This window comes from Pseudarthrobacter defluvii (assembly GCF_030816725.1).
Classification (GTDB): Bacteria; Actinomycetota; Actinomycetes; order Actinomycetales; family Micrococcaceae; genus Arthrobacter; species Arthrobacter defluvii_A.
Genome location: NZ_JAUSYG010000001.1, coordinates 4038786 through 4051710, shown reverse-complemented (window position 1 = coordinate 4051710; position 12925 = coordinate 4038786). Strand labels below are relative to the sequence as shown.

Annotated in this window: 11 protein-coding genes and 1 tRNA gene; 5 read left to right on the top strand and 7 right to left on the bottom strand. The window is 66.5% G+C overall.

The genetic code is table 11. From position 1 onward, the window contains the following. Positions 1–56: 56 nt before the first annotated feature. From QF031_RS18910 to QF031_RS18900, 3 genes are all read right to left on the bottom strand, one after another. Positions 57–1763 carry a sensor histidine kinase gene (locus QF031_RS18910; RefSeq protein ID WP_307431778.1) on the bottom strand — a complete coding sequence of 569 codons (1707 nt, stop codon included), beginning with the start codon at positions 1761–1763 and terminating at the stop codon, positions 57–59. A gap of 123 nt (positions 1764–1886) precedes the next feature. Then, positions 1887–3260: a DNA repair protein RadA gene (gene radA, locus QF031_RS18905; RefSeq protein WP_142131564.1), complete on the bottom strand. Its 1374-nt coding sequence runs from the start codon at positions 3258–3260 to the stop codon at positions 1887–1889. 29 nt (positions 3261–3289) lie between these two features. Beyond that, positions 3290–4417: an FUSC family protein gene (locus tag QF031_RS18900; RefSeq protein ID WP_307431775.1), complete on the bottom strand. Its 1128-nt coding sequence runs from the start codon at positions 4415–4417 to the stop codon at positions 3290–3292. 248 nt (positions 4418–4665) lie between these two features. Here QF031_RS18900 and pstS point away from each other — a divergent pair, with 248 nt between their 5' ends. The 4 genes from pstS to pstB all read left to right on the top strand — a co-directional run bounded on the left by pstS (position 4666) and on the right by pstB (position 8807). Continuing rightward, on the top strand, positions 4666–5787 hold the full coding sequence (gene pstS, locus QF031_RS18895; protein WP_307431774.1) for a phosphate ABC transporter substrate-binding protein PstS: 1122 nt from the start codon (positions 4666–4668) through the stop codon (positions 5785–5787). Positions 5788–5890: 103 nt separating this feature from the next. Next, positions 5891–6823 carry a phosphate ABC transporter permease subunit PstC gene (gene pstC, locus QF031_RS18890; protein ID WP_307431772.1) on the top strand — a complete coding sequence of 311 codons (933 nt, stop codon included), beginning with the start codon at positions 5891–5893 and terminating at the stop codon, positions 6821–6823. After that, entirely contained in the window at positions 6824–7936 is a 1113-nt protein-coding gene (gene pstA / locus QF031_RS18885) for a phosphate ABC transporter permease PstA (protein WP_307431770.1), read from the top strand. A gap of 91 nt (positions 7937–8027) precedes the next feature. After that, entirely contained in the window at positions 8028–8807 is a 780-nt protein-coding gene (gene pstB, locus QF031_RS18880; protein ID WP_018763202.1) for a phosphate ABC transporter ATP-binding protein PstB, read from the top strand. A 452-nt stretch (positions 8808–9259) separates the two neighbouring features. On the opposite strand, the gene QF031_RS18875 is transcribed toward pstB, so the two are convergent. The 4 genes from QF031_RS18875 to QF031_RS18860 form a co-directional block, all read right to left on the bottom strand. Next, entirely contained in the window at positions 9260–9667 is a 408-nt protein-coding gene (locus QF031_RS18875) for a hypothetical protein (protein WP_307431767.1), read from the bottom strand. Between the two features lie 168 nt (positions 9668–9835). After that, positions 9836–10846 carry an inorganic phosphate transporter gene (locus QF031_RS18870; protein WP_307431765.1) on the bottom strand — a complete coding sequence of 337 codons (1011 nt, stop codon included), beginning with the start codon at positions 10844–10846 and terminating at the stop codon, positions 9836–9838. 1 nt (position 10847) lies between these two features. Continuing rightward, positions 10848–11465, bottom strand: coding sequence for a DUF47 domain-containing protein (locus tag QF031_RS18865; protein ID WP_307431763.1), 618 nt, complete (start codon positions 11463–11465; stop codon positions 10848–10850). A gap of 326 nt (positions 11466–11791) precedes the next feature. Next, complete coding sequence (locus tag QF031_RS18860) at positions 11792–12451, bottom strand: hypothetical protein (RefSeq protein WP_307431761.1); 660 nt, start codon at positions 12449–12451, stop codon at positions 11792–11794. A gap of 210 nt (positions 12452–12661) precedes the next feature. On the opposite strand from QF031_RS18860, the gene QF031_RS18855 reads away from it, so the two are divergent. Continuing rightward, positions 12662–12734: transfer RNA gene (locus QF031_RS18855), tRNA-Lys, on the top strand. The last annotated feature ends 191 nt before the right edge of the window (positions 12735–12925 follow it).

The following is a 12925-nucleotide window of genomic DNA, read 5'->3' as shown; positions in this document are numbered from 1 at the left end:
CCGCAAACCCCCTTGCGTCCACCCGGACAGGCATCGTTCCGGAATGCCCCTCCTGCTTAGGATTCCGGCAGGATGAAGGTTGCGGTGGTGCCTGCTCCGGGCTCACTGTCCAGGCTGATTGTTCCTCCGTGGCCCTCGATGATGGTCTTGCTGACGGGCAGTCCCAGGCCTGCACCGGGGATGGCCGTTTCGCGCGACCGCGCTGAGCGGAAGAATTTGGTGAAGGCCTGTTCCTGTTCTTCCTCCGTCATCCCCAGCCCGGTGTCGGTGATGGAGCAAACCAGGCCCTCTTCGGTCCTGTAGGCCTTGGCGGTGATCAGGCCACCTTGGGGGGAGTACTTGATGGCGTTCGAGAGCAGGTTCTGGATCACCTGCCTGATCCGCTTCGGGTCCATTTTGGCCGGCAGCGGCTGCTCCGCCTCGAGGACCAGTTGCAGCCCGTTGCCGGCCGCCTTGGGTAAGGCCGCGTCAACCTCGACGGCGAGCAGCCGGGCCAGGTCCGTCTCCTCCCGCGAGAGCTCCACCCGCTCGGAGGCCACGGCGATGAGGTCGTTGACCAGGTTCAGGAGGTGCTCTGCATTCCGGCGCACCACCAGGAGCTCTTCCTTGATCTCCTCGTGCCCGGGTTCGTCCAGGACCAGCTCCAGGTAGCCGAGGATGGATGTGAGCGGGGTCCGCAGTTCGTGCGAGACGGTGGCTACAAAGTTGTCTTTGGCGGCAAGGGCACCGATCAGGCTGGTTACGTCCACAAATGTGATGACGGCACCGCCCTCCTGCCCGCCGGCGGGAGGGAACGAGTGCGAACTTACGGAGTAGGCACGCTGGCGGTCAGCAGGACCTGCCCAGTACAGCTCATCCGTGAACGCTTCTCCTGCGGCGGCGCGGGCTGCAGGAAGCTGGCCTTGTGCCACAGGGGTGGAGCGGTCCGCCGCCGTTAGCAGCCCCGGGCCGCCGGCAGGATCGCTCACATTCGCTGGCTGGATGACGGGCCAGAGGATGGGGTCCGCCTGCATGGCCCTGTTTGCCAGCACGGTGTTCCCTTTGGCGTCCACCACCCAAACACCCACCCCCACGGCCTTGAGTACAGCGTCGAGGAGGCTCTGCCGGCGCAGGCTCTCGCCCAGGGTGCGGGCAAGGTCGTGTTCATTTTCTACCAGCCTGGTGCGGTGCAGGCGGATGGTGGTGGCAACCACGTGTGACGTCACCGCAATAACGGACATGACCAGGGGGAGGATGAGCGTACGGATCATCGACCCTCCTGCAGGGGGCGATCCCTGAACGGCGGAAGGAACCACGGCGCTGAGGATGGTTCCTGCAATGGCCAGGACGGGCATGTACGGACGCACCTGCGCCGAAAGCCAGATGACAGGGAACACCAGCATCATGCTCAGGACATTGAAGGATGGGCCTCCGGCCTCGCGGGTGAACCCGATGGCGACGCAGTCCAGCATCGGGATCACTGCGAACGCCGCCGCCGGGAGGCGGGCCCACGGTATGGCTGCGGAAGCGGCGGCGATGGCGAGGTGAAACAGCAGCGCGGCCTGGAACAGGTTGCTGGCCAGTGTTTCCGGGCTGAAGATGGCCGCGGCAATGACGACGAGCAAGATGGTCAGCGTGACCGGCAGCTGGCTTGCAGCAACACGCTTGCGCGCGCTGAGCCCTCCGAACAGCCCGTCGAGCCGGTCGGACACGACCGGATGCACCGGCGCCTTGCGTGCACGGGCTGTGTCCTCGGCGATTCCCTGCCGTTCCCGGATTACCAAGCTTCCCCCAGCGAAAAAATACCAACCTCCGTCTGCGAGAAGGTTCCGCAAACCACAGTACCCGCCAGGGGTCTCGGCTCCGGCCAGGCCCGGGCGACGGCGGCCCCACGATAGTGCTGGCCGTCAGCCAATCAAAAGGCTGAGTGCCTCCGTCAGGTGTTCCACTTCACGCACCGAGAATCCCGGGGGTACAGGGCCAGGCCCGGTGTGGCTGGCAGGAACCACGGCGTGGGTGAACCCCAGCCGGTGAGCCTCCTGGATGCGCTGGTTGATGCCCGGTACAGGCCGGACCTCACCGGCCAGGCCCACCTCGCCGAAGGCGATAAGCCGGATGGGCAGGGGCTTGCGGGCCTTGGCCGAAGCCACTGCAAGGGCAACAGCGAGGTCTGTTGCGGGCTCGCTGAGCTTCACGCCGCCAACGGTGGCGACGTACGAGTCGTCCTTGTGCAGCAACGTTCCGGCGCGCTGCTGCAGCACGGCCAGGAGCATGGACACCCGTGAACTGTCCAGACCGCTGGTGGCCCGGCGGGGCTGCGAGTTGGGGCTCTCGGCAAGCAGCGACTGCACCTCTGCCAGGAGGGGGCGGCGTCCCTCCATGGTGACAGTGATGCAGGTACCGGAGACCGGATCCTTGGTCCGGCTGACAAAAAGTCCGCTGGGATCGGCCAGGCCCTCGATGCCGTTCTCATTGAGGTCGAAGCAGCCCACGTCATCGGTGGGCCCGTACCGGTTCTTTACTGCCCGAAGCAGCCGCAGCCGTGAATGCCGCTCGCCCTCAAACTGGCACACGACGTCCACCAGGTGCTCCAGCAGCCGCGGCCCGGCAATGGAACCGTCCTTGGTCACGTGCCCCACCAGCAGGGTTGTCATATTGCGCCGCTTGGCTGCCGCGATAATGGACGCAGCCACTTCGCGCACCTGGGACACGCCTCCGGCGCTGCCGTCCACGTCTGCGCTGCTGAGGGTCTGCACGGAGTCCACGATCAGCAGCCGTGGCTCGATCTTCTCCACCTGCCCCAGCGCCTGGCCGAGGTCCGTTTCTGCTGACAGATACAGCGATTCGGCGACGGCGTCGATCCGCTCCGCGCGCAGCTTCACCTGCGCAGCCGATTCTTCCCCGGTGACGTAGAGGACGTCCTGGGCAGTCCGTGCGAACTTGGCGGCAACGTCCAGCAGCAGGGTGGACTTGCCCACCCCCGGCTCGCCGGCCAGCAGGATGACGGCGCCGGGAACCAGTCCGCCGCCCAGAACCCGGTCCAGCTCGTCCACCCCCGTTGGCAGGAACGCTGCCGTGGTGGCGTCGACGTCCGCAATCCGCCGCGCCGGCTCCACGACTGTTGTGGCCGCGGTGGTCCGTGCCACCGCGGTGCCGGTTTCTTCAACGGTGCCCCAAGCCTGGCACTCGCCGCAGCGTCCCACCCATTTCACCGTGGTCCAGCCGCATTCGGCGCACTTGTATGCGGGCGCCTTGGAGGCGCGGGAAGTCTTTGTTGCCATGGCTTCAACCCTAGTGGCGGCCACTGACACTACAGCGCGGGCAGGACGTCCCTGGCTTCGCGTGCGTCCATCCCGGTGGCTTCCAGCAGGTCCACCATCAGCGGCCGGTAGAGCATCACCACGGTTTCGCCTTCCAGCCGCTGCACCTCAAGCAGCTTCGGATGCAGGCGGAGGGCCACCTCGCTCAGGTCCCTGCGGGCCGTGCGCAGGTGGGCGCGGCGGACGCCGTCGTGCGTCTCCGCCAACCCCAGCGACAGCTCGTCAATCGCCGCAGCGGTCTCCTGCAGCACCTCCGCAATGCTGTCCGTCGCCTCGTCGGAGAGTGCCGCGTTGTTGATGGCACTGGTGAGCCGGCGCGCAAAAACCCGGCTGTTCCGCAGCGCCAGGTCGATGAAGTCGAGCGACTGTTTCAGCTGCTCCAGCTCGTCCCGGTGCCGTCGGTAAGCGGGCGCGAGGGTTGCCACCTCGCCGGACGCCCGCAGCGATTGGCGCATGGCGTCCACAAGCGGCTGGCAGTTCCGGCCCCGGATAAGGGCGTGCCACGCCTGGCTCGAATCGCTGTTAATCATCGCGCCGGCACATTCCCGCAGCACCTCGGCCAGTTCATGCAGCAGCTTCTGGACGTCCCTGCGCGGCTCCCGCCGGGGATCCTTGGGGATCAAAATAGTCACGAGCAGGGCGCAGACGCCGCCCACCACGGCGTCGATGCTGCGGGTGAACGGGCCGCCGGCCGGCGCCGGCAGCAGCACCACCAGCACCGACTGCAGCGCAAGCTGGGTGGTGAAGATGACGCCGCTGTCCAGGAAGCGGGCCAGCAGGATCGAGAAAAGAAGGACGACGCCGGCCTGCCAGATTCCGCTGCCCAGCCAGTGCAGGAGCATATCGCCAACGGCGATGCCGAGGGTGCAGCCGACCCCCACCTCCACCACCCGCCGCAAGCGCGGTTCCCGTGAGAAACCCAATGCGATCAGGGAAGACGTGGCGGCGAACAGCGGCCCGGTATGGCCCAGCACGTACTCGGCGAAGGCATAGGCGCCGACCGCGCACAGGGTCATTTGGACGGCGGGAACCAGTGAATTCCGGCTCCGGATCAGGCCGGTCCGGATGCGCCCGCGCAGGAAGCGCCTGCCTGCTGAGAGTCCTGCTGCGGGAGCCATGCCCTCCAGTCTATTTAGTGCGCCGCCCGATTGCCTGCGGCGCACTAGGAGCCCGCATGTGATCCGCGCAATGGTGACCCGGCAGTTGTCAGCCAATATCCCGCCGTCGTTAATCCTCCGTTCACTTTGGACAGCCCATCCCGTTACCTGCGGCCCATAACTTTTTTGAAGGTACACAACGTACGCATCGCGCAGCAGGGTCTCCGTCCCTGTCCCGCACCTGAATAACCCTGGAAGGGGTACATCTAGTGAAGGCACTCCGCTTCGGCCGCCACGCGGCTATCGCTGTTATCGCAGCCGGCGCACTCGCGCTCAGCGCCTGCGGTTCAGACAACGCCACTGGCACCGCTCCTGCCGGCAACCAGTCCGCCGGAGGAACCAAGGTCACCGGCACCCTGACCGGCATCGGCTCCTCGGCGCAGGGCGCCGCAATGGACGCCTGGAAGACCAACTTCGCTTCGGCCAACTCAGGCGCGAGCGTGCAGTACTCCCCGGACGGCTCCGGCGCAGGCCGCAAGGCACTCCTGGACGGCTCCGCCCAGTTCGCCGGCTCGGACGCCTACCTGAAGGATGACGAATACGCATCCTCCAAGTCCGTCTGCGGCCCCGACGGCGCCATCAACGTCCCGGTCTACATCTCCCCGATCGCCGTGGCCTTCAACGTTCCCGGCGTCACGGACCTGAAGCTGGATGCCGCCACCGTGGCCAAGATCTTCCGCGGCCAGATCGCCAAGTGGAATGATCCCGCCATCGCGGCTCTTAACGAAGGTGTCTCGCTGCCCGACCTGAAGGTCACCCCGGTGAACCGTTCCGATGACTCCGGAACCACGCAGAACTTCACCGATTACCTGGCCGCCGCGGCACCGGAGGTCTGGACCGACAAGGCCGCCGGCGTGTGGCCCGCCAGCCTCCAGGGTGAGAACGCCAAGGGCACTTCCGGCGTGGTCAAGACCGTCACGGACACCCCTGGGGCCGTGACCTACGCTGACGACTCCGCCGTGAGCGGCAAGCTCGGTGTGGCCCAGATCAAGGTGGGCGACTCCTTCACCAAGATTTCCGCCGACGCTGCCGCCAAGGCCGTTGACGCAGGCAAGCCGGTTGAAGGCCGCGCCGCCAACGATCTCTCCATCAAGCTGGACCGCAAGACCACCATCGCCGGCGCCTACCCGATCGTCCTGGTGTCCTTCCACGTCCTTTGCACCACCTACGACAAGCAGGAGACCGTTGACCTGGTCAAGGCCTTCGAGCACTACGTAGTTTCCGCAGAGGGCCAGAAGGCCGCAGCCGAGTCGGCAAAGTCGGCCCCGCTGTCCTCGGACCTCGCAGCCAAGGCCGCCAAGGCCATCGACTCGATCAAGGTCAAGTCCTAGCCAACGCTGCAAAACGGGGTTCCCCGCCTGCCGGAAGGCAGTGCGGGGAACTTGGCTTTGCATCCTGCTTCCTCAATCCAGCAACGAATCGAAGGGCCGTCGAATGACCGCCACCTCCCTGACCAGTACCCAAGGCGCCGGGCGCGCCGGAGACAAGGTCTTTTCCGGCGCCACGCTGGCAGCCGGGTGCCTGATCCTCGCCGTCCTTTTTGGCGTCGCGCTCTTCCTGGTAGTCCAGGCAATCCCCGCGTTGACCGCCCCCGCGGACAAGATCCAGGGCGGCCAGGGCTTCTTCGCCTACATCTGGCCCATCGTGATCGGCACCCTCATCGCCGCCGCCATCGCGCTGGTGATCGCCACCCCCATCGCCATCGGGGTGGCGCTGTTCATTTCCCACTTCGCGCCCCGCCGCCTGGCCTCCGGACTCGGCTACGTGGTGGACCTGCTGGCCGCCATCCCCTCCGTGGTCTACGGTGCCTGGGGCGCGGCCTTCCTGGCCAAGGAGATCTCGCCGGCCTACGGCTGGCTGGCGGCCAACATGGGCTGGCTCCCCATCTTCCAGGGCCCTGCCTCCACCACCGGCAAGACCATCCTCACCGCGGGCATCGTCCTGTCGGTCATGGTCCTGCCGATCATCACCTCGCTGTCCCGCGAGATCTTCCTGCAGACCCCCAAGCTGCATGAGGAGGCTGCGCTGGCCCTCGGCGCCACCCGCTGGGAAATGATCAAGATGGCCGTACTGCCGTTCGCCCGCCCGGGGATTATCAGCGCGGTCATGCTGGGCCTGGGCCGCGCACTGGGCGAGACCATGGCCGTTGCCCTGGTGCTCTCCTCCGGCGCCCTGACTGCCAGCCTGATCCAGTCCGGAAACCAGACCATCGCTGCCGAGATCGCCCTGAACTTCCCCGAAGCGAGCGGCATCAAGGTCAGCACCCTGATCGCTGCGGGCCTGGTGCTGTTCATCATCACCCTGGCCGTGAACATGATCGCGCGCTGGGTCATCACCCGGCACAAAGAATTCTCGGGAGCCAACTAAATGACCGCCACGCTTACCCCCGTCCGCAGCAAGCGGTCGGCGCTCACCAAGGGCCAACTGCCCAAGTACGCTCCCTATGCCGTGCTGGGTGGGGCCCTGATCGTCGGCGCCGCCATCCTGGCCCTGATCGGCTTCAACCCGTTCGGCTGGGCCCTGGTCTCCGCGGTCCTGTTCGCCATTGGCCTGGTCTCGTGGAGCGCTGCCGTGGAAGGCGCACGCAAGGCCAAGGACAAGCTGGCTACCTGCCTCGTGGTTGGCTCCTTCCTGGTGGCGCTGCTGCCCCTGGTTTCCGTGATTTGGACCGTCCTGGTCAACGGCATCCCCGGGCTCATCGACCCCGGGTTCCTCACCACCTCCATGAACGGCGTCACGGGCGCCTTCGACAACAAGGCCGTGGAAACAGGCGCCCCCGTGGTGGGCGGCATCTACCACGCCCTCCTGGGCACCGTGCAGATCACCCTGCTGGCCACCATCATCTCCGTTCCCGTGGGCCTGCTCACCGCCATTTACCTGGTGGAATACGGCAACGACGGCCGCCTCGCCAAGGCCATCACGTTCTTCGTGGACGTCATGACCGGAATCCCCTCCATCGTGGCCGGCCTGTTCGCCGCCGCGTTCTTCTTCGTGGTGGTGGGCCCGGGCACCAAGACCGGCGCGGTGGCCGCCGTCGCGCTTTCGGTGCTGATGATCCCGGTGGTGGTCCGCTCCAGCGAGGAAATGCTCAAGATCGTCCCCAACGAACTCCGCGAGGCGGCGTACGCCCTGGGCGTGCGCAAGTGGCGGACCATCCTCAAGGTGGTTATTCCGACGGCGATCTCCGGCATCGCGTCCGGCGTCACCTTGGCGATCGCCCGGGTCATCGGTGAGACGGCACCCATCCTGGTCACCGCCGGCTTTGCCACCAGCATCAACTCCAACGTGTTCGGCGGCTGGATGGCCTCGCTGCCCACGTTCATCTACACCCAGATCCTCAACCCCACCTCGCCCTCCAACCCGGACCCGTCCTCGCAGCGGGCGTGGGGTGCGGCGCTGGTGCTGATCATCCTGGTGATGGTCCTGAACCTGGCGGCACGCCTGATCGCCAGGATCTTCGCCCCCAAAGCAGGCCGGTAACCGGGGGGCCGGCAGCCTGTCCGGCCCCGCCTTCCGCCCCTCCACGGCGGATCCTAGACTTCAACCCAAACCCAGCAAGTGAAGGAACACCATGTCTAAGCGCATCGACGTCAAGGACCTGAACGTGTACTACGGCGACTTCCTCGCCGTGGAGGACGTCAGCATCAACATCGAGGCCAAGTCCGTCACCGCGTTCATCGGCCCCTCCGGCTGCGGAAAGTCGACCTTCCTCCGCACCCTGAACCGCATGCACGAAGTGATTCCCGGCGCCCGCGTCGAGGGTGAGGTCCTGCTCGACGGCGACAACCTGTACGGCCCCGGCGTGGACCCCGTGACCGTGCGCTCGCAGATCGGCATGGTCTTCCAGCGGCCCAACCCGTTCCCCACCATGTCCATCCGGGACAACGTTCTGGCGGGCGTGAAGCTGAACAACAAGAAGATTTCCAAGGGCGAGGCCGACGTCCTGGTGGAGCGCTCGCTCAAGGGCGCCAACCTGTGGAACGAGGTCAAGGACCGGCTGGAGAAGCCCGGCTCCGGCCTCTCCGGCGGCCAGCAGCAGCGGCTGTGCATTGCCCGCGCCATCGCCGTGGAGCCGCAGGTGATCCTTATGGACGAGCCCTGCTCCGCCCTGGACCCCATCTCCACCCTGGCCATCGAGGACCTCATCAACGAGCTCAAGGACCAGTACACCGTGGTGATCGTGACCCACAACATGCAGCAGGCGGCGCGCGTCTCGGACAAGACCGCCTTCTTCAACATCGCGGGCACCGGCAAGCCCGGCAAGCTGATTGAGTACGGCGACACCCACACCATCTTCAGCAACCCGGTGCAGAAGGCCACCGAGGACTACGTCTCCGGACGCTTCGGGTAAGCCGGTGCGGGACCCCTCGCGGCAGATCCGCTCGGCGGAGGCCCCCTGGCTCCGGAACTTGGCCCGGCCCTCGGACTCGCGGCGGCTGCGGGCCTGGAAGAAGGCGATGTCCTCTCAGAGGTCTGGCGCACCAGCTCGCACGCCGAAAGCATGCAGTGGGAACTGGACAACGCCCAGGAAGCCCTGCGGCAGGCTGTCCGCAACGCCTCCGCCGCCGGAATCGGGGCACAATGAGCTCCGCACGGCAGCGAACCTGACGCCGGACGAACTCACAGCCGTCCTGGTGGCCGCCCCTGGCACTCCCGCCGCCCTCCAGCTCTAGGCAACTTCAGAGCTGCCCGTGCCGCAGTGCACACCGATGGCCGGCTTCGGTGTGCACGGACTGTCCCTGTGCACCGAGGTTGCCCGTCACTGAGCAGGGTGGCCCGCCGGCCCATGCGGCGGAGTTACGGTCACTCCGGGACCTCCAACTGGAACCCGCAGTGGCACCGCAGGACCCGGGTGGGCAGGGAAACGGCATTGAGCCCGCTGCCAGTCCTGCTGCTGCGGTAGCACAGCCGTTCCACCTCGAGTTCGGCCTCCTCCATGGGAAAGCCGCAGTGGATGTAGTCGTCCCCGAAGAGGACAACCTTGGCCATCCACCGGACTTGGTTCAGCGCAGCCGCGACGTCAGTGGCGTAGGCGGTGTGTTCCTGGAACAGGTTGCAGTCGTCGCAGGTGTAGGAGACCGTGACCAGGTCCCCGCCCGCCGCGCCGATGGCCGTAATGGCATGGATGGTCAGCTGGTGCTCGGTTCCGCAGGACTCGCACTGGGGCTGCCGGGGCTGTGGCAGGGGGCGCCGGGAATTCGAGAAAGACATAACGCCTGCTCATTTCCGCATGGTGCATCCAGGCCGCCGTGTTGCTGCAGCGGTGCTCATCCGCAACCCTGCACACGGCGCGGACGCCGGTCCCCGGCACCATTGACCGGGGGCGCACTTCCGAATTTACTTCACGGCGGAATCCCTGTACAGGGGAGCTGAGCCCGCCTAAACGGAAATGGGCGAGAGTGCGAGCGCGAGCACGAAGGCCAGGGCGCAGGTGGCAAGGGGGGTCAGGGCCCAGAACCACAGGATCCGGATGACCAGCTTCCGGTTCGTCACGGAAAAGTGCTGGTTTTCCCCGGCTCCCAGCGCCCCGGCCGTCACCGTGTGGGTGGTGGACAGCGGCCAGTGCAGCCCGATGGCGCCCACAAAGAGCATCAGCGCGCTGAAGGTCTGCGCCACGGAGCCGCGCAGGGGATCGATCCTGGTGATCTTGTAGCCGATGGTGTGCGAGACCCGCCACCCGCCAAAGAGCGTACCGGCAGTCATCATGACGGCGGAGAGCGCTGCCACCCAGGTGGGGATCCCGCCGTCGGAATAGCCTCCCGCCAGGAGGGCCAGCAGGAGCACGGCGCTGACGCGCTGCCCGTCCTGCAGGCCGTGGCCGAACGCCACCGCACCCGCGGCGACGGCCTGGCCCCGGCGGAAGCGCTGGTTCACCACGTTGGGCTGCGTGTAGCGGGCCACCCAGGTGGCCGGATACACCAGGAGGAAGGAGCCGCTGTAGGCCACCAGCGGTGACAGCACCAGCGGCAGGACCACCTGGAACAGCAGCGACTGGTCCACACCGGCAACACCCGGGCCGCCGATGGCAAGGCTGGCAAGGCCCGCCCCGGCCAGTCCGCCCACCAGGGCGTGGGTGGACGACGCCGGAATGCCGCGCCACCACATCAGCAGCCCCCAGGCGCAGGCACTGGCCAGCCCGGCCGCCAGGATGGTGAGTCCGTCAGTGCCCGCCGGAAGGTTGATCCATGTCCGGCTCACGGCGACGGCGAGCAGGGCGCTGAGGAGGGCGCCGACAAAGTTGAAGAACGCGGCAAGGAGCACGCCGACGCTGGGGGTAAGCGCACGGTTCCGCACCGCCAGCGCCACGGAGGTGGAGGCGTCCCGGAACCCGTTCAGGAAGGCAAACGCCGCGGCCAGCAAAACCACCGCGCCGAAGATGACACCCGCCACTTCAGGACTCCTTGACGATGATGCTGCCTACCTGGGTGGCCACCCGCCGCATGTCCTTGGTGACCTCCACCAGCTGGTTGGCGATGTCCCGGTTGCGGGAGTACTGCGCCCACTTCATGTCCGCGATCATGTCCGCCACCCAGACGCGGTGGGTCCGCTCCGCCCGTTTGGCGAGGCGCAGGATTTCGATCCAGTAGTCCTCGAGGTCATCCAGGTCATTGAGCCTGCGCATCGCATCCACCGTCAGCTCGGCCTGCCGGCTGATGATCTCCAGCTGGTCGGCGGCACGCTTGGGCAAACGGTCCAGCTTGTACAGGGCCACCAGCTCCGCGGCGGCGTCCATCTTCTCCATGGCCTCGTTGAGGTACCGGGACAGTGCGTACATGTCTTCCCGGGGGAGGGGGTTCACAAAGCTGCTGCGCATGTGGGTCAGCAGCGCGAAGTGCAGTTCGGCGGACTTGGCCTCGATGTTGTGCATGTCCTCAACGAGCTTGCCGTGCTCGTCCGCAGGTACGCCGAGGATCTCGGCCAGGGTGGCGCTGGCCTGGACGATCTGTTGTGCCATCTGCGAGAGCAGCTTCAGCCCGGCGGGCTCCTGGGGAAAAAGGCGCAGCTTCACGTGTTTACCGGTCTCCGGGGAGTTATCAAGGCGGGGGTTGCTGCCGTGTGACTTGACCCCGGCGGGCAACTGTCCACTACTCTACCGGCCCGTAACTGCACCCCCAGAACCGGCCACATGGAGGAGGGCAGAAAAATGGTGCCGAACCGGATACGCCTCTCGGCGGTAGGCCGCTCTAGGCGGCTAATTGTTGAAGCCCGGGGGTTTCGCGGCTCGGCACCGGTTTCAGTCTTCTACTTACCCGGGCCCAAGTCAATCTTGACAGCAGGGACTTGCTTTGCCCCGGAGAGCGGGGGGACCAGCGGGGTGGGCAAACGAAAAGAGGGTTAGTCCAACTCGCCCAGGCGCCAGGCATTTGCAGCGTGTTCAAGGTCCTCGGCGGTCTTGACCAACTGGTGGGAGTTGCGGGTGAGCTTGCTGGCGTGTGCCTCGTTGGCGTGCTCCGCGCCGTCGGCGAGGGTGGCCTGGCCGAGTGCCACCACGCGGCAGAACGCGGCGGACCGTTCCAGCGCGACGTCGAAATCGCCGTCGAACGCGCCGGAGAGGATGGCGTCCGCCATGGCGCGCATTTCATCAGCACCCGGGGGCTCGGCCGCGCCGGCCACCACGTTGGAGACCTGGGCGGTGTCCCTGCCCGCGCGGAAGTAGACGGAGATGCGTTCGGGGTCCTGGACGGTGGCGGCGCGCAAGGCGTAAAGGCGCCACAGCGCCCCGGGAAGGGAGCGGGCCGGGCTCTCGGCCCACATCTCGGCGATGGCGTCCAGGCCCTGTTCGTCGGCGAGCTTCACCAAGCGTTCGGTAATCACAGGATCATCGCTGTCACGGCCGTGGCGGACCAGGGCCTGGGCGGCAAGGTGCGCGGCCTCGGACACGCGGGCAGGATCCGCACCGCCCGCGAAGGGCTCGAAATCCATCGGCGCGAAGGGCTTGGGCTTGTGGTGCCGGTTGCTGCCGCCGTACGGACTGGTTCCTGCTTGCTCGCTCATGCCCCCACGCTACTCCTGTGCCGCGGCGGAAATCGAGCGCCTTTGCGTTCGTCCCGGCCCGGCGGAAACGGTCCCCACCCTATGGAGAAAGCGGCCGACGGCGGCGTCCGGACCACGTGCCAAAGACGCCGGAACCATGGGTTAGAGTATTAACGTCCAGAAATGGATTGGGCCGGACAGGTGGACACAACGTGTTCGACTGGCCGGCAGGGGCCTTTAGCTCAGTTGGTAGAGCATCGGACTTTTAATCCGTGGGTCGTGGGTTCGAGCCCCACAGGGCCCACCCTTTCGCAGGTCAGACGCTTGTATCGTCTGGCCTGCTGCCGTTTCGGGGCGTGTCGGATTGGAAAAGTAGCATCTTATCTACTACTTTTAGGGAAGCACGAACGCACCTCCCCCAGAGTGCGCAGCAGCTAAAGAAAGACCCTCGCGGATCGAGTCAAGGACGTGAGGGCCTTTCGCTTTAACGCAGGA